This is a genomic window from Pseudomonas sp. MF6755, from assembly GCF_016405635.1.
Classification (GTDB): Bacteria; Pseudomonadota; Gammaproteobacteria; order Pseudomonadales; family Pseudomonadaceae; genus Aquipseudomonas; species Aquipseudomonas haemolytica.
This window is the reverse complement of sequence record NZ_JAEKDA010000004.1, coordinates 294,088-311,704: the sequence shown is the minus strand read 5'-3', so window position 1 is coordinate 311,704 and position 17,617 is coordinate 294,088. Positions and strand designations below refer to the sequence as shown.

Here is a 17,617-nt window from a genome sequence, read left to right as displayed (position 1 = left end):
ATTAGGGAAGAGAAATGCACCAGCAAGAAAAAGGTTTGAAACGCGGGCTCAACGCCCGCCATATTCGTTTCATGGCGCTGGGTTCCGCAATCGGCACCGGGCTGTTCTATGGCTCCGCCTCCGCCATCCAGATGGCCGGCCCCGCCGTGCTGCTGGCCTACCTGATCGGCGGCGCCGCGGTGTTCATGGTGATGCGCGCCCTCGGTGAGATGGCCGTGCACAATCCGGTATCCGGCTCCTTCGGCCATTACGCCAGCACCTACCTGGGGCCCATGGCCGGGTTTATCCTCGGTTGGACCTACGCGTTTGAAATGATCATCGTCTGCCTGGCCGACGTCACCGCCTTCGGCATCTACATGGGCTTCTGGTTTCCCGAAGTCGCACGCTGGGTCTGGGTGCTGGGCATCGTGTTTCTGATCGGCGGCCTGAACCTGTGCAACGTCAAAGTGTTTGGCGAAATGGAGTTCTGGCTGTCGCTGCTCAAGGTCGGCGCCATCGTGGCGATGATCCTCGGCGGCTTCGGCATCATGCTGTTTGGCATTCACTCGGCTGGCGAAACCCAGGCCAGTGGCCTGAGCAACCTGTGGGCCCACGGCGGCTTTATGCCCAACGGCATCGGCGGGCTGATCGCCTCGTTTGCGGTGGTGATGTTCGCCTTCGGCGGTATCGAAATCATCGGCATTACTGCCGGTGAAGCCAAGGACCCGCAACGGGTGATCCCCAAGGCGATCAATGCAGTGCCACTGCGTATCCTGTTGTTCTACGTGCTGACCCTGTTCGTGTTGATGGCGATCTACCCATGGCCGCAGATCGGTAGCCAGGGCAGCCCGTTCGTGCAGATCTTCAGCAACCTGGGGATAGGCTCGGCGGCGACCATCCTCAATATCGTGGTGATCTCGGCGGCCGTGTCGGCGATCAACAGCGACATCTTTGGCGCCGGCCGCATGATGTACGGCCTGGCCCAACAAGGTCAGGCGCCCAAGGGCTTTGCCCAACTGTCCAGGCAGGGCGTGCCGTGGATGACCGTGGTGGTGATGGGCGCCGCCTTGCTCGGCGGTGTGGTGCTCAACTACCTGATCCCGGAAAACGTATTCCTGCTGATCGCCTCGATTGCCACCTTCGCCACTGTGTGGGTGTGGTTGATGATTCTGTTCACCCAGGTCGCCATGCGTCGCTCGATGACCAAGGAGCAGGTCGCCGAGCTGAAATTCCCGGTGCCGTTCTGGCCCTATGCGCCGGCAGCGGCCATTGTGTTCATGCTGTTCGTATTTGGCGTGCTCGGGTACTTCCCGGACACCCAGGCGGCCTTGATGGTCGGTGCCGTGTGGATCGTGCTGCTGATCGTCGCCTACTTGCTGTGGGTCAAGCCCGCCGCCGGGCAAACGGCCAAGGTCCATTACGACCCGGCTTTGTCTCATCGATAACTTAGGGAGGCGTTGATGAAAACGCTTTGGCAACACTGCCACGTCGCAACCATGGCCCAGGGCAAATACTCGATCATCGAGGATGCCGCCATGGTGACTGCCGGCTCGCTCATCGAGTGGATCGGCCCACAGGCCCAGGCCCCCACGGCGGATTACGCCCAGGTGCATGACCTGCAAGGCGCGTGGGTCACCCCCGGGCTGATCGACTGTCACACCCACACGGTGTTTGGCGGCAATCGCAGCAGCGAATTCGAGCAGCGCCTCGAGGGCGTCAGCTACGCCGAAATCGCGGCCAAGGGCGGCGGTATTGCCAGCACCGTGCGTGCCACCCGCGCCGCCACGGAAGATGAACTGTTTGCCAGCGCCGAAAAGCGCTTGCGCAGTTTGCTGCGTGACGGCGTGACCACGGTGGAGATCAAGTCCGGCTACGGCCTGGACCTGGCCAACGAACGCAAGATGTTGCGCGTGGCCCGGCGCTTGGGTGAAGCGCTACCGGTCAGCGTGCGCGCCACGTGCCTGGCCGCCCACGCGTTGCCACCGGAGTACAAGGACCGCGCCGACGACTACATCGAGCACATCTGCAGCCAGATGCTGCCGGCCCTGGCCGCAGAAGGCTTGGTGGATGCGGTGGACGCGTTCTGCGAATACCTGGCGTTTTCCCCGGAGCAGGTCGAGCGCGTGTTTAAAGTCGCCCAGCAACTGGGCCTGCCGGTGAAGCTGCACGCCGAGCAACTCTCGTCGCTTCACGGCTCGAGCCTGGCGGCGCGTTACCACGCGTTGTCGGCGGACCACCTGGAGTTCATGACCGAAGACGACGCCATCGCCATGGCCGCTGCCGGCACCGTGGCGGTCTTGCTGCCGGGGGCTTTCTACTTCCTGCGTGAAACCCAATTGCCGCCGATGGAGGCCTTGCGTAAACACGGCGTGAAGATCGCTATTGCCAGCGACCTCAACCCCGGTACCTCGCCGGCGCTTTCCGTTCGGTTAATGCTGAACATGGCGTGCACATTGTTTCGCATGACTCCGGAAGAAGCCCTGGCCGGCGCCACGCAGCATGCGGCCACCGCGTTGGGCATGGGCGACACCCATGGTTCGCTGGAGGCGGGCAAGGTCGCTGACTTTGTCGCTTGGCAGATTGATCGCCCGGCCGACTTGGCTTACTGGCTCGGTGGCGAGTTGGAAAAACGCGTCGTGCGCCACGGCGTCGATGTCACTGTTTAAGGAGCGCTTTTGTGGATAAGGTTCTGAACTTCAAACAAGGCCGTGTGCCGCTGCTGATCAGCATGCCCCATGCCGGCGTGCGCCTGACGCCTGCGGTAGAGGCCGGGTTGATCCCCGAGGCGCAAAGCTTGCCCGACACCGACTGGCATATTCCTGCGTTGTATGACTTTGCCGAAGCACTGGGCGCCAGCACCCTGGCCGCGGAGTACTCGCGGTTTGTCATCGACTTGAACCGGCCTTCCGATAACAAACCGCTCTATGCGGGCGCCACCACCGGCCTGTACCCGGAGACGCTGTTCGATGGCGTGCCGTTGTTCCGTGAGGGGCAAACGCCCTCCGAGGAAGAGCGTGCGACCTACCTGCAAAAAATCTGGGGCCCTTATCACCGCAAGCTGCAGGAGGAACTGGCGCGCCTGAAGGCCGAGTTTGGCTACGCGCTGCTGTTCGATGCGCACTCGATCCGCTCGGTGATCCCGCACCTGTTCGACGGCAAGCTGCCGGACTTTAACCTCGGCACTTTCAACGGCGCCGCTTGCGCCCCCGAATTGGCCCGCCAGCTCGAGGCCATCTGCGCCATGCACCCGCAGTACACCCACGTACTGAACGGGCGCTTCAAGGGCGGCCACATCACCCGACACTACGGCGACCCTGAGCAGGATATTCATGCCGTGCAACTGGAGTTGTGCCAGAGCGCGTATATGGAAGAGTTTGAGCCGTTTCGCTATCGCCCCGACTTGGCGGAACCGACCCAGGTGGTGTTGAAGCAACTGCTACAAGGTTTTTTATCTTGGGGGCAAACCCATTACCGCTGATTCAGGGTTTCTGAAGCAGCTATCGGGGGCAAGCCCCCAATAACGGGCTGACAGTCGACTCAATGCAGTTGTATGACTATCTGCTGGATTATCTGACGAGCGAACTGCTGACACAGGTCTAAGTACTCAAGGACATGCTCATTGCACAATTCGGGTTTATGATGCTAGACGGCAAAATAATAGACGTCCCCCCAGGGATGAACCCGACACCCTACGGAGCGCGCAATGCAGACTTGGTACCCGCAGATCAAACCCTACGCCCGGCATGATCTGGCAGTCGATGACACCCACACGCTGTATGTCGATGAGAGTGGCTCCCCCGAAGGCTTGCCCGTCGTATTCATCCATGGAGGCCCTGGTTCCGGTTGCGACGCGCAGAGCCGCTGCTATTTCGATCCTAACCTTTACCATATTGTGACGTTCGACCAGCGGGGCTGCGGTCGCTCCACGCCTCGCGCCAGTCTGGAAAACAACACCACCTGGGACCTGGTCGCCGACCTCGAGCGTATCCGCGAACACCTGGGTATCGACAAGTGGGTGCTGTTTGGGGGTTCCTGGGGCTCGACCCTGGCCCTGGCCTACGCGCAAACCCATCCCGAGCGTGTGCATGGCCTGATCGTGCGTGGCATCTTCCTCGCCCGCCCGCAGGATATCCACTGGTTCTATCAGGAAGGCGCGAGTCGGCTGTTCCCGGATTACTGGCAGGACTACCTGGCCCCGATCCCCGTGGAAGAGCGCCACGACATGATCGCCGCTTACCACAAGCGCCTGACCGGCAACGACCAGATCGCCCAGATGCACGCGGCCAAGGCCTGGTCCGGTTGGGAAGGGCGCATGCTCGGCCTGTGCCCGAGCCCGCAGCATGTGGAGCGCTTTTCCGAGCCGCAACGTGCGCTCTCCATCGCGCGTATCGAGTGCCATTACTTCACGAACAACTCCTTCCTTGAACCCAACCAACTGATTCGCGACATGCACAAGATCGCCCATCTGCCTGGCATCATCATTCATGGGCGCTACGATATGATCTGCCCGCTGGATAACGCCTGGGAGCTGCATCAGGCCTGGCCCAACAGTGAGTTGCAGGTGATTCGCGAGGCCGGGCATGCCGCGTCCGAGCCGGGTATCACCGACGCCTTGGTGCGTGCGACTGGCGAAATGGCACGGCGCCTGCTCGATCTGCCGCCTGAAGAAGCATGAAAGGCCTGTTGCAGCGGGTGCGTGGCGCCCGGGTCGAAGTAGCGGGTGAGGTCGTGGGCGCGATTGACCAGGGTTTGCTGGTGCTGGTCGCCGTCGAGCCTTCAGATACGCCCGAGAGCGCCGACAAGCTGTTGCATAAGCTGCTTAACTATCGGGTGTTCAGTGACGATCAGGGCAAGATGAACCTGTCGCTCAAGGAGATGGGTGGCGGTTTGCTGCTGGTGTCGCAGTTCACCTTGGCGGCGGACACAAAAAGCGGGCTGCGGCCAAGTTTCTCCACCGCGGCCCCGCCGGCCCTGGGAGCGGCGCTTTTTGATCACTTGTTGTTACAAGCGCAACAATTGCATGGCAAGGTGGCGTCAGGGCGTTTTGGCGCTGATATGCAGGTGCACTTGGTCAATGATGGCCCTGTGACCTTCCTCTTACAGACATGAATGTATTAAAAACGACTTTAATGCCTAAAAACGCAGGTTTTCGCTACAAATACTTCACTGTCCCTGATGCGTTGTCTCGCGGGCTACTAGATAATCGCGCGCTACGGGGATCAGCGTTGTTTGGTCCATTTTTGACTTAGGTAGAGACTTGTCCGATAGCCGTTGGGGAATCATTTTGCCCTAAGGGAGTCGGAACAATGCTCGCCAACCTGGCATATAGATAGCTGGCCGTTGGTTTTTTGATCTGTTTTCGGCGAGGGTTGCTCGTGATTGTTAGTCCCTGTAATGCACCAAAATTGTCTGCCAAACGGTTACGAAACGCACTGGTGACGGGTTCTGCCCTGTTTTGCCTGTTCGGCGCGGGTCAACTGTGGGCATTCAGTCTGGATGATGTGTCGGCCAAGGCAAAAGAGCTGGCCGGGCAGAAATACGAAGCTCCGCGCAGCAATCTGCCGAACGAATTCCGCGAAATGAAATTCGCTGATTACCAGAAGATTCGTTTCCGCAACGAAAAAGCCGAGTGGGCCGATCAGAACACCCCGTTCAAGCTGTCCTTCTATCACCAGGGCATGCACTTCGATACGCCGGTGAAAATCAACGAAGTCACCGCCGACAGCGTGCATGAAATCAAGTACGACCCCACTCGTTTCGATTTCGGCGACGTGAAATTTGATCCTAAAGCCACCGAGCAACTGGGTTATGCCGGCTTCCGTGTGCTTTACCCGATCAACAAGAACGACAAGCAAGACGAAATCATGACCATGCTCGGCGCCAGTTATTTCCGCGTCGTGGGCAAGGACCAGGTGTACGGCCTGTCTGCCCGTGGCATGGCCATCGATACCGCGCTGCCGTCCGGCGAGGAATTCCCGCGTTTCACCGAGTTCTGGATCGAGCGTCCAAAGCCGGGTGACAAGCACCTGGTGATCTTCGCCCTGCTGGACTCGCCGCGCGCCACCGGCGCCTATCGCCTGATCCTGCGCCCTGGCACCGACACCGTGGTCGACGTCAAGTCCCAGATGTTCCTGCGTGACAAGGTCACCAAGCTGGGCGTTGCCCCGTTGACCTCGATGTTCCTGTTCGGCGCCAACCAGCCATCCAAGGTCCTCAACTACCGTCGCGAGCTGCACGATTCCAGCGGCCTGTCGATCCATGCTGGCAATGGCGAGTGGATCTGGCGTCCGTTGAACAACCCTAAACACCTGTCGGTCAGCAACTTCAGCGTCGAGAACCCGCGTGGGTTCGGCCTGCTGCAACGTGGCCGCAACTTCAGCCACTACGAAGACCTGGATGACAACTACGACAAGCGCCCAAGCGCGTGGATCGAGCCTGAAGGCGATTGGGGCAAGGGCTCCGTCGATCTGGTAGAGATCCCGACTGCCGACGAAACCAACGACAACATCGTAGCCTTCTGGAGCCCGGCTGAACTGCCGGAAGTCGGCAAGCCACTGGACGTCTCGTACCGCCTGCACTGGACTTTGGACGACGCTGCATTCCATTCGCCCGACAGCGCCTGGGTCAAGCAGACCCTGCGTTCCACCGGTGACGTGAAGCAATCCAACCTGATCCGTCAGCCAGACGGCAGCGTGGCCTACCTGGTGGACTTCGAGGGCCCGTCCCTGAAGAAACTGCTGCCGGACGCCCCGGTGCGTAGCCAGGTGAGCGTGGGTGATAACGCTGAGCTGGTTGAAAACAGCGTGCGCTACAACGAGCACACCAAAGGCTGGCGCCTGACCCTGCGTATGAAGATCAAGGACGCAGGCAAGCCGACCGAAATGCGTGCGGCACTGGTGCAGGACATCGTGCAGCCAGCGCCGGAGCCGGTTTCGAACCATGTATTGAAGGCCGATAAGGTCCTGGCCAAGCAACACGAGAAACAGGCCAAGAAAGACGCGAAAGACAAGCAAGACCAGCAGCCAGAAGCTGCCCCAGCCACACCGGAGCCGATCAAGACCGAGCAAGTCCTGACCGAAACCTGGAGCTATCAGTTGCCTGCCGATGAGTAATTCTCAAGTAACGCCCGAGACTCTGTCCGAGTACCTGGCGCATCTGCCGATGACGGCTGAGCAGCGCGCCGAATTGGCGGGCTGCAGCTCGTTCAGCGAGTTGCACGAACGCCTGTCGTCCAAGACCTTCGACGCCCCGACCGACGCTGCCCAAGCGTCGGTTGGCCGTCGCTTGACCCTCAACAGCGCTGAAGAGCTGCAAGACGCGGAAATGCTGGCGCTCGACGCCAGCGGTCGCGTGTGCCTCAAGGCCACGCCGCCGATCCGCCGGACCAAAGTGGTGCCCGAGCCTTGGCGCACCAACATCCTGGTGCGCGGCTGGCGCCGGATAACCGGTCGCACCAACCCGCCCATGCCACCGAAAGACGAGCGGGTATTACCGGCTGCGCGCTGGCGTACCGTGGGTTCGATCCGTCGCTATATCCTGCTTGTGTTGATGCTGGGCCAGACCATCGTTGCCGGCTGGTACATGAAAGGCATCATGCCGTACCAGGGCTGGTCGTTGGTCGACTTCGACGAAATCCGTAACCAGACCCTGCTGCAAACCGCGACCCAGGTGCTGCCTTACGCCCTGCAAACCAGCATCCTGATCATGTTCGGGATTCTGTTCTGCTGGGTTTCCGCCGGTTTCTGGACCGCGTTGATGGGCTTTCTGGAACTGCTGACCGGTCACGATAAATACCGTATCTCCGGTAAAAGTGCCGGTGATGAGCCGATTCCGAAGGATGCGCGCACCGCCTTGGTGATGCCGATCTGCAACGAAGACGTGCCGCGTGTATTCGCTGGCCTGCGTGCGACGTTCGAATCGGTGGCCGCTACGGGCGATCTGGATCGCTTCGATTTCTTCGTGCTCAGCGACAGTAACGACGCCGACATCTGCATCGCCGAACAGCAAGCCTGGCTCGACGTGTGCCGCGAAGCCGGTGGCTTCGGCAAGATCTTCTATCGCCGTCGTCGTCGTCGTGTAAAACGCAAGAGCGGTAACCTCGACGACTTCTGCCGTCGCTGGGGCGGTGACTACAAGTACATGGTCGTTCTCGACGCCGACAGCGTCATGAGCGGCGAATGCCTGACCAGCCTGGTGCGCCTGATGGAAGCCACGCCGGATGCAGGGATTATCCAGACCGCGCCACGCGCGTCGGGCATGGACACCCTGTATGCGCGCATGCAGCAGTTCGCCACCCGCGTATATGGCCCGCTGTTTACCGCTGGCCTGCACTTCTGGCAGTTGGGTGAATCCCACTATTGGGGTCACAACGCAATTATCCGCATGAAGCCGTTTATCGAGCATTGCGCCCTGGCGCCGTTGCCCGGTAAAGGCGCGTTTGCTGGTGCGATCCTCTCCCACGACTTCGTTGAAGCTGCGCTGATGCGCCGTGCCGGCTGGGGCGTGTGGATTGCCTACGACCTGCCGGGCAGCTACGAAGAACTGCCGCCGAACCTGCTGGACGAACTCAAGCGTGACCGTCGCTGGTGCCACGGTAACCTGATGAACTTCCGCCTGTTCCTGGTAAAAGGCATGCATCCGGTGCACCGTGCGGTGTTCTTGACCGGCGTGATGTCCTACCTGTCGGCGCCGTTGTGGTTCTTCTTCCTGGTGTTGTCCACAGCGTTGCTGGCGGTGAACACCCTGATGGAGCCGCAGTACTTCATGGCCCCACGCCAGTTGTACCCGCTGTGGCCACAATGGCATCCGGACAAGGCGGTGGCGCTGTTCTCCACCACCATCGTGCTGTTGTTCCTGCCGAAACTGCTCAGCATCATCCTGATCTGGGCCAAGGGTGCGAAAGAGTTCGGCGGCAAGTTCAAGGTGACCTTGTCGATGCTGCTGGAGATGTTGTTCTCCATGCTGCTGGCGCCGGTGCGGATGATTTTCCACACCCGCTTCGTCCTCGCCGCGTTCCTCGGCTGGGCTGCCACCTGGAACTCTCCGCAGCGTGACGACGACTCCACCCCTTGGAGCGAAGCAGTCAAGCGACACGGGCCGCAAACCTTGCTGGGCTTCCTGTGGGCTTTGCTGGTGGTGTGGTTGAACCCAAGCTTCCTGTGGTGGCTGATCCCGATCGTCGGCTCGCTGATGCTGTCGATCCCGGTGTCGGTGATTTCCAGTCGGGTCAAGCTGGGCCTCAAGTCCCGCGACGAGAGCCTGTTCCTGATTCCTGAGGAATACAATCCGCCGCAAGCCCTGCTGTCGACCGAGAAGTACACTCACGAAAACCGCTGGCACGCCCTCAATGACGGGTTTGTGCGTTCGGTCGTCGACCCGCAGCAGAACGCCCTGGCCTGCGCCTTGGCGACCTCGCGGCACCGTGAGGCAGAGCCGATCGAGTACCTGCGCATGGAGCGTGTTCGCCACGCGTTGAAAGTCGGCCCGGCCGGCCTCAACAATAGCGAACGCCTGGCCTTGCTCAGCGATCCGGTGGCCCTGGCTCGCTTGCATGAGCAGGTCTGGAGCGAAGGTCATGCCGAGTGGCTCGGTGCCTGGCGTGCATCGATCAAGTCTGATCCGCACGCGCCGTTGCTGCCGCTGCAACCGCAGTCGCCGCAGGCCCAGCCGGCCTGATTCAGACACCCCCGAGGGCTCGCCTCGGGGGCGTTTCAAGCGTTGATCCTACAGCGTTTCCCGCCCCTTCCTTTTTTCTCTAACTCCTTGTTATTTCGAAACAAAAGACCTTTGTTCGAAGCGTATTTCCGTGCCTGTTGCTGGGGTAGGATCGCCCCCCAAATTTGACTCGCCATGGGGGTATTTATGATCAAAAGGTATTGTTCGGTATTACTGGTTAGCTTTTTCCTATTGATACAGGCCGGCTTGCTGAGTGCCGGCGCGCTGGACGACGCTGTCCGCCGTGGCGTGTTGAAAGTCGGTACAACGCCCAATTACGTGCCTTTTGAAATGCTTGATAAGCAGGGGCTCATTGTGGGTTTCGAGATCGACTTGCTGCGCGCTATGAGCCGGGCGCTGGGCGTGGAGCTCGAGCTGGTTGCTGTGCCCTATACGGAGTTACTGCCGGGGCTGACGGCGAAAAAGTTTGATCTGATTGGCAGTGGCATGACGGTCACTCAGGAGCGCAATCTGAAGCTTAACTTCAGTGACTCGTTCATCGTGGTGGGCCAGACCGTGCTGTTGCACCCCAGGCTGGCGGGTACGGTTTCCAGCATCGAAGACTTGGACGAGGCCGGTTACCGGATCGCTGTCATTGAAGGCACCACCGGAGAGGCAGCAGCGCGGCGCTTCGTGGGGGCGGCGCAACTCATCAGTTTGTCTTCCCCGGAAGAAGGCGTGCGACAGGTAGTGCAGGGCGAGGCCGACGCATTCATTCATGACGCGCCCTATAACCTGATCGCAATGAGTCGACCGCAAAACAGTGCATTGCTGACACTGGAACAACCTTTCACCTTCGAACCTCTGGCCTTCGGCGTGAAAAAAGGTGATTACGACAGCCTCAATTGGATCAATCACTTCCTCAACCAGATCGCCCAGGACGGCACCTACGATAGCCTGCATGACAAGTGGTTCACAGACACCGCCTGGTTGGCAGAGATTGAGTGATGGTCATAACTACTTACACATCAATCAATTGCCGAATGGCGGCGCGGATGTGTCTACCCCTGCGCTTGGCTGCAGCGTTGTAAGTCTTTTCCGACATACGCCGATAACATTTACCCGTGAAACCTTTGTGACGGACAACGAGTGGGTTAGGATCGCTCCCCGAAATGGCGCAGCCCTTTTGCGCGCCGACCTTATAAGAATCGTTCAGGGGACTTGATGATGAAAAAGTATCTTTCGATGCTGTTGCTCGGCGTCACCGCGATGGTCGCTGCCACTGCGGCCCAGGCCGGCGCCATCGATGATGCGGTCAAGCGCGGCACGTTGAAAGTCGGCATGGACCCGACCTATATGCCGTTCGAAATGACTGACAAGCGCGGTGAAATCATCGGCTTCGAAGTCGACATCCTCAAGGCCATGGCCAAGTCCATGGGCGTCAAGCTGGAGCTGGTCTCCACGGGTTATGACGGCATCATCCCAGCCTTCCTGACCGGCAAGTTCGACATGATCGGCAGCGGCATGACCCTGACCCAGGAGCGCAACCTGCGTCTCAACTTCAGCGAACCCTTCATCGTGGTTGGCCAGACTCTGCTGATTCGCAAGGACCTGGAAGGCACCATCAAGTCCTACAAAGACCTGAACGACGAGAAATACCGCCTGACCTCCAAGCTCGGTACTACCGGTGAAATGGTCGCCAAGAAGCTGATCTCCAAGGCCAAGTACCACGGCTACGACAACGAGCAGGAAGGTGTACTGGACGTGGTCAATGGCAAGGCCGATGCCTTTGTGTATGACGCGCCGTACAACGTGGTTGCCGAGAAGAAAGTCGGCAACGGCAAGCTGGTGTTCCTGGAAGAACCCTTCACCTTCGAGCCCTTGGCGTTCGGTTTGAAGAAAGGCGATTACGACAGCATCAACTTCATCAACAACTTCCTGCACCAGATCCGTAACGACGGTACCTACGATCGCATCCATGACAAGTGGTTCAAGAGCTCCGAGTGGCTCAAGGACATGGAATAAGGCTGGCTGAATACCGAGTCGCGCCCTTCGCGAGCAAGCCCGCTCCCACACTTGACCGAGTTCCAACATGAGAATGCGGTCAAAATGTGGGAGCGGCGGTGCGACGATTCGACTTGCTCGCGAAGGCGGCATGACAGGCGACAAAAATCCTGGAAAGTGAAATGAAACAGAAAAAAGCCCAATGGCCCTGGCACCTGCTGACCGTGGTCGTGCTGGTCGGCCTGGCTGGCGCCTTGTACTACGCCACCTCGTTGATGTCCTACGAGTGGCGCTGGAACCGTGTCCCGCAGTACTTCGCCTATCAAGCCGAAACGTCCCAGCGCGCCGCGGATATTTCCACCGTGGTCGAGTTGGTGCGCAAAGGCGATATGGCCGAAGTCACCCTGCGCAACGACGCGGGGGCCGAGCAAAAGCTCACGGTTGCCGATAACAGCCTGCAAGTGGCTCGCGGCGACGATGTGGCCGAAGGCGATGTAGTCGGCGTGACCCGCCACTGGGCGCTGGGGCCGCTGATGTGGGGCTTGTGGACCACGTTGTGGCTGTCGGTGGTGTCCGGCATCCTCGGCTTGGCGATCGGCTTGGCGACCGGGTTGTGCCGGCTCTCCAAAAACCCGACCTTGCGCGACCTGTCGACTATCTACGTTGAACTGGTGCGCGGTACGCCGCTGCTGGTGCAGATCTTCATTTTCTATTTCTTTATCGGCACGGTGCTCAACCTGTCCCGGGAGTTCGCCGGGATCGCTGCGCTGTCGTTGTTCACCGGTGCCTATGTGGCGGAAATCGTCCGCGCCGGTGTGCAGTCCATCACTCGTGGCCAGGACGAAGCGGCGCGTTCCCTGGGTTTGAGTGCCAGCCAGTCGATGCGTCATGTGGTGTTGCCGCAAGCCTTCAAGCGCGTGCTACCGCCCCTGGCCGGGCAATTTATCAGCCTGGTAAAAGACACGTCGCTGGTGTCGGTGATTGCGATTACCGAGCTGCTCAAGAGTGGTCGCGAAGTGATCACCACCTCGTTCTCGCCGTTTGAGATTCTGTTCTGTGTGGCAGGCCTGTACCTGCTGATCAACCTGCCGCTGTCGAAAATGGCCAGCCGGCTTGAGCGGAGGCTCGCCCAAAGTGATTGAAGTGCGCGATCTGGTAAAAGTCTTCGATACCCGCGGGCACGTGGTGCGCGCGGTGGATCACGTCACCACCCAAGTGGCCAAGGGCGAAGTGCTGGTGGTGATCGGCCCGTCCGGTTCCGGCAAGTCCACCTTCTTGCGCTGCCTCAATGGGCTGGAAGAGTTCGACTCGGGTTCGGTGAGCATCGACGGCCTGCAACTGGCTGACCCGAAGACCGATGTGAATGCCTATCGCCGTGAAGTCGGCATGGTGTTCCAGCATTTCAACCTGTTCCCCCATATGACCGTGCTGGAAAACCTGTGCCTGGCGCAAAAGGTCGTGCGCAAGCGCGGCAAGCAGGAGCGCGAGGCCAAGGCCCTGGCTCTGTTGGAAAAGGTCGGCATTGCACAGAAGGCCAACGAGTTTCCCTCACGGCTGTCTGGCGGCCAGCAGCAGCGGGTCGCGATTGCCCGGGCCCTGGCTATGGAACCCAAGGTGATGCTGTTTGACGAGCCCACCTCGGCCCTTGACCCGGAAATGGTCGGTGAAGTGTTGGACGTGATGAAAACCCTGGCCCTGGAAGGCATGACCATGGTCTGCGTCACCCACGAGATGGGCTTTGCCCGGGAAGTGGCGGACCGGGTACTGTTTTTCGACCACGGCAAACTGCTGGAAGATGCCGCGCCCGCCGCTTTTTTTGCCTCCCCCAAAGACCCGCGGGCACAAGCTTTCCTGCGCCAGGTGCTGTAACCGCTCAGACCTTGAACCGGCCTACCGAGCGCGCCAGGTCTGTGCCCAGGCGCGCCAGCTCAATGCTGGCCGCCGCCGTCTGCTCACTGGCGGTCGAGGTTTGTTCCGACGCATCCTTGACCTTCAGTACGCTGCGGTTGATCTCTTCGGCCACCGCGCTTTGCTCCTCGGCTGCTGCGGCAATCTGTGGGTTCATCTCCTGAATCACCGATACCGTGCGGGTGATGTTGGCAAGAGCCGCGCCTGCGCGACGCGTCAGCTCCACGCTGTTGTCGGTCAGGCTGAGGCTGTTGTCCAGGATATCGGCGGTGTGTTGCGTGCCCCGCTGCAAACCCTCGATCAACACCTCGATTTCCTCGGCTGATTGCTGGGTGCGCTGGGCCAGGGTGCGTACCTCGTCGGCCACTACGGCGAAACCGCGACCTGCCTCACCCGCGCGTGCCGCTTCGATAGCGGCGTTAAGGGCCAGCAGGTTGGTTTGCTCGGACACCGATTTGATCACCTCCAGCACGCTGCCGATCTTCTGGCTTTCCTGTTGCAAGCCTTGCATCGCCAGGCTGGAGCGGTTCATCTGCTCGGCCAGATGCTCGATATGGGTAATCGCTTCGGCCACCACCTGGTCGCCCACACCCGCTTGTTGATCGGCTTCGGTGGCGGCAATCGAGGCTTGCTCGGCATGGCGTGCGACCTCCTGGGAGGTGGCGAGCATTTCATTCATGGCGGTGGCGACTTGCTCAGTCTCCAGTTTCTGGCCATTGATCCCGGCGCGAGTTTGCTCGGTGACGGCGGACAATTGTTCGGCGGCGCTGGCGATCTGGCGGGCGCCGTCGTTGATACCGCCGATCAGGGCGCGCAGGTTGAGCGTCATCTGGCCGATGCTGCGTTGCAATTGGCCCAGTTCGTCGCGCCGCGAGGTAGTGATGTCGTGGCTCAGGTCGCCCTCGGCGATGCGGTTGGCGGTCAGCAGCGCCTGGCGCAACGGCCGCACGATCTGGCCGGCGATCAGCCAGGCGGCGAGGGCGCCGAGCAGCAGCGCTGCGCCTGTCACGTAGAGCATCATCAGGCGAGCCAAGTCTGCTTCTTTGTCGCGTTGCAGAGTCTGTTCCTCGCTCAGGCGGTCGCTTTGCGAGAGTAACTGGTCCAGCCACTGCTCCAGTTGATTCTGGGTGTTTTCAACGGTGACCTGCGCGTCCTTGACGCGGTTGAGTTGGGCACGATAGTCGAGCAGAGCGCTGTTCAGAGCGGTGCTGTCGACCGGTAAAGCCGTCACGCCAGACTGGGCACTGTCGAGGGCCTTGAGCGCGTCGTCCACGCCTTGGGTGTAGATTTGCAGTGTGTCTGCGGCCCATGCCGGTGCCTTGGCGCGGTCTTCGGCTTTTTCCATGGCCTGGCGCAGGTTTTCCACGCTATCCAGGGCTTTCTCATCGTTCTGGTCGGGCAAGTCACTGGAAAGTTGCCCAAGGATGTCGCTGGCCGCTACGGAGCTACTGGTGAGCTGCTTCTGCGCTTGCTCGCGTTGTTCCATCAAGTTAGGCAGCCCACCCAGTGCCGTCTTGAAGCGAGCGCTGAGGCGGCTGGAATCTTGAACTTGTTGCAAGTGGGCGGGGATTTTCAGGCGGTCGGCCAACCCGACCAGATAAGCATCGATTTTTTCCATGTGCCGGTTGAGCTTGTCAAAACTCGCGGGGGCACTCACGACGCGGTACACAATGCGGTCGGCACGTAATTCTTCGCCGGTCACCGCCAGCTGGGAAAGAGTGGTCAAGGTGTGTGCGCGAAACAGTGAGGTATTCAGGGCCTGCCATCCCGTCAGGGCGACGGCCATGCAGAGCACCAGTACCAGGCCGAAGCCCAGTACGAGCTTGAGGGTGACGCTGGTATTGCCTAATACGCGGGTCAGTGGTCGAAACATGATGCACCTCCATCAGCAAAGAGAGAGCGTTTCGCAATCCGGCTGACACAGGTCAGGAGGAGTGGGAACGCTAAATCTTTTCGGCACTGGGCGCGTAAGAGTTGACCTGAAAGACGTGTAGGAAATTTCACAAGTTGCAGGGGGTGACCCCAAGAAGGTCACCACCTGGAGGGCGGGTGTCAGACCCGGAAGCGGCCGACCAGCGCTTGCAGATGGGTGCCCAGGCGCGCCAACTCAGTGCTTGAGGCTGCGGTCTCTTCGCTGGCCGCCGCCGTTTGCTCGGAGATATCGCGCACATTTAGCACACTGCGGTTGATCTCTTCAGCTACGGCGCTTTGTTGTTCAGCGGCGGTAGCAATCTGCGAGTTCATCGCCTGGATGGTCGAGACGGTACGGGTGATATTACCCAGCGCGTTACCTGCCCGGCGCGTCAGTTCAACGCTGCTTTCGGTCAGCCCACGGCTGTTGTCCATGATGGTCGCCACCTGCTGGGTGCCGCTTTGCAGGCCGATGATCAACTCTTCGATCTCTTCAGTGGACTTCTGCGTGCGCTGGGCCAGGCTGCGCACTTCATCGGCCACCACGGCAAAACCACGCCCGGCCTCACCGGCACGCGCTGCTTCAATGGCTGCGTTAAGCGCCAGCAGGTTGGTTTGCTGGGCCACGGATTTGATGACGTCGAGTACGCTGCCGATCTTGTCGCTTTCGCGCTTCAGGTCGCCCATGGCCACCGTGGAATTGCCGACTTCGGTCGCCAGGCGTTCGATCTGGGCGATGGCTTCACCGACCACCTGGTCGCCTTCACGGGCCTGCTGATCGGCGGCCACGGCGGCCTCAGAAGCTTCCTCGGCATTGCGCGCCACTTCCTGCACGGTCGCAGCCATCTCGTTCATGGCGGTGGCCACCTGGTCGGTCTCGACTTTTTGGCTGTTGACCCCGGCGCTGGTCTGCTCGGTAACGGCGGACAACTGCTCGGCCGCGCTGGCGATCTGGGTGACGCCGTCGCTGATACCGCCGATCAACTCACGCAGGCCCACGGTCATGCTTTGCATGGCGCGTTGCAGTTGGCCCAATTCGTCTTGGCGGCCGGAATCCAGGTTGTGGCTCAGGTCGCCGGAGGCCACGCGCTCGGCGGCTTTGAGGGTCTGGTTCAGTGGGATGACGATTTGGCGGGTAATGGCCCAGGCGGCGACGATGCCGAAGATCAGCGCCAGCACGGTGGCGAGCAGCAACAGGTATTTGGCCTGCGCGGCATCGGTGTCACGCACGGCAGTCTGGGAGACGGTGAGTTTTTCACTGTGGCTCAGCAGGATATCGCCCTGGGCGATCATGGTTTGCAGGGCCGCAGCGCTGGCTACCTGGGCGTCGCGATACTGGCTGACCGCAGCGCGGTAGGCTTGCAGTGAGACAGCGGCTTCCTGAAGGTTGGTCTGGTATGGCGCCGGCAACTGGCCTTGCAGTTCGGTGATTTTCTTCAGGGCGTTGTCGATGGCATCCAAGGCCGGCTGTTCAGCTTCGACTTTACCGCTGTAGGTGTAGCCGCGTACCTGAAAGCGCGATTGCTGGATCAGCTTGCTCAGGTCGACCACGCTATTGAACTGGGTGACGCTGTCGCCTTGCAGCAGGTTTTTCTCAATCTCGTTGATCTTGGCGACGGCGTTGTCGGCGGTGTCGCCGAGTTTGCTGCGGGCGCCCTCACGCTTGAGGCCCGCCTGGACCATGGCGGCGAAGGCCTTTTTGTATTGGTTCAAGGCTTCCAGTTGTTGTTCGACCAGGGCTTTATCGTCAGGTTGCTCGATCAGGTCGGCGGCGGTTTTCAGGCCACTGTCCAGTTGGCCGAGCAGACCGTTGACCGCATCCGTGCCTTGTTCGCCACGGCGCATTTCAAAGTCCAGGCGCGCCAGGCGCAGGTCTTTGGTCAGGCCGCTGAGGCTGGAGATAAAGCCCAGCTTGTCGCCGCGGCTGATCACGTCGCCCAGGCCTGTCCAGCCGGTAAAGGTGATCAACAGCGTCAGGATCAACACCAACCCAAAGCCAACGCTCAGCTTGCGGTTGACGCTCACATTCCCCAGTTTCTCGGCTAACCAACGATACATGCAGCGAACTCCTCTGGAACAAGGCTTGGATTTATTCAGAGGCTATCGGCACGGGCGCAGGATTCTGTAGCGCCACATTAGGACTGCGGCGATAGGTGAGTTT

13 protein-coding genes and 1 pseudogene are annotated in these 17,617 nt (G+C 60.4%); 11 read left to right on the top strand and 3 right to left on the bottom strand.

The window, feature by feature from the left end:
- Window positions 1-14: 14 nt before the first annotated feature.
- The 11 genes from JFT66_RS06990 to JFT66_RS06940 all read left to right on the top strand — a co-directional run bounded on the left by JFT66_RS06990 (window position 15) and on the right by JFT66_RS06940 (window position 13,506).
- Window positions 15-1,424, top strand: a complete 1,410-nt coding sequence (locus JFT66_RS06990) for an amino acid permease (RefSeq protein ID WP_198859028.1) — start codon at window positions 15-17, stop codon at window positions 1,422-1,424.
- A 15-nt stretch (window positions 1,425-1,439) separates the two neighbouring features.
- The gene (gene hutI, locus JFT66_RS06985) at window positions 1,440-2,645 is read left to right on the top strand and encodes an imidazolonepropionase (protein WP_198859027.1); all 1,206 of its coding nucleotides are present in this window, start codon (window positions 1,440-1,442) and stop codon (window positions 2,643-2,645) included.
- 11 nt (window positions 2,646-2,656) lie between these two features.
- Complete coding sequence (hutG, locus tag JFT66_RS06980; protein ID WP_034117311.1) at window positions 2,657-3,457, top strand: N-formylglutamate deformylase; 801 nt, start codon at window positions 2,657-2,659, stop codon at window positions 3,455-3,457.
- Between the two features lie 225 nt (window positions 3,458-3,682).
- A complete protein-coding gene (gene pip, locus JFT66_RS06975; RefSeq protein ID WP_153838670.1) occupies window positions 3,683-4,654 on the top strand; it encodes a prolyl aminopeptidase in 972 nt (323 codons plus the stop codon).
- Entirely contained in the window at window positions 4,651-5,088 is a 438-nt protein-coding gene (gene dtd, locus JFT66_RS06970; protein WP_034117313.1) for a D-aminoacyl-tRNA deacylase, read from the top strand. Before pip ends, dtd begins: the two co-directional genes overlap by 4 nt.
- 266 nt (window positions 5,089-5,354) lie before the next feature.
- The gene (locus tag JFT66_RS06965) at window positions 5,355-7,091 is read left to right on the top strand and encodes a glucan biosynthesis protein (RefSeq protein ID WP_034117908.1); all 1,737 of its coding nucleotides are present in this window, start codon (window positions 5,355-5,357) and stop codon (window positions 7,089-7,091) included.
- Window positions 7,084-9,654 (top strand): glucans biosynthesis glucosyltransferase MdoH, encoded by a 2,571-nt coding sequence (gene mdoH / locus JFT66_RS06960; RefSeq protein WP_034117314.1) that lies wholly within the window; start codon window positions 7,084-7,086, stop codon window positions 9,652-9,654. The genes JFT66_RS06965 and mdoH overlap by 8 nt, the downstream gene beginning before the upstream one ends.
- A 186-nt stretch (window positions 9,655-9,840) precedes the next feature.
- Window positions 9,841-10,641, top strand: a complete 801-nt coding sequence (locus JFT66_RS06955; protein ID WP_034117315.1) for a transporter substrate-binding domain-containing protein — start codon at window positions 9,841-9,843, stop codon at window positions 10,639-10,641.
- Window positions 10,642-10,860: 219 nt separating this feature from the next.
- The gene (locus tag JFT66_RS06950; protein WP_034117316.1) at window positions 10,861-11,658 is read left to right on the top strand and encodes a transporter substrate-binding domain-containing protein; all 798 of its coding nucleotides are present in this window, start codon (window positions 10,861-10,863) and stop codon (window positions 11,656-11,658) included.
- Window positions 11,659-11,819: 161 nt separating this feature from the next.
- Complete coding sequence (locus tag JFT66_RS06945) at window positions 11,820-12,779, top strand: amino acid ABC transporter permease (RefSeq protein WP_034117317.1); 960 nt, start codon at window positions 11,820-11,822, stop codon at window positions 12,777-12,779.
- On the top strand, window positions 12,772-13,506 hold the full coding sequence (locus JFT66_RS06940) for an ATP-binding cassette domain-containing protein (RefSeq protein WP_034117318.1): 735 nt from the start codon (window positions 12,772-12,774) through the stop codon (window positions 13,504-13,506). Before JFT66_RS06945 ends, JFT66_RS06940 begins: the two co-directional genes overlap by 8 nt.
- A 4-nt stretch (window positions 13,507-13,510) precedes the next feature.
- Here the strand turns inward: JFT66_RS06940 and JFT66_RS06935 are convergent, their stop codons facing one another.
- The 3 genes and pseudogenes from JFT66_RS06935 to JFT66_RS30155 form a co-directional block, all read right to left on the bottom strand.
- Window positions 13,511-15,418, bottom strand: a complete 1,908-nt coding sequence (locus tag JFT66_RS06935) for a methyl-accepting chemotaxis protein (RefSeq protein WP_198859025.1) — start codon at window positions 15,416-15,418, stop codon at window positions 13,511-13,513.
- 179 nt (window positions 15,419-15,597) lie between these two features.
- Complete coding sequence (locus tag JFT66_RS30160; RefSeq protein WP_411829018.1) at window positions 15,598-16,311, bottom strand: methyl-accepting chemotaxis protein; 714 nt, start codon at window positions 16,309-16,311, stop codon at window positions 15,598-15,600.
- A 144-nt stretch (window positions 16,312-16,455) separates the two neighbouring features.
- Window positions 16,456-17,514: pseudogene (locus JFT66_RS30155) on the bottom strand (methyl-accepting chemotaxis protein); the annotation flags it as partial.
- Between the last annotated feature and the right edge of the window lie 103 nt (window positions 17,515-17,617).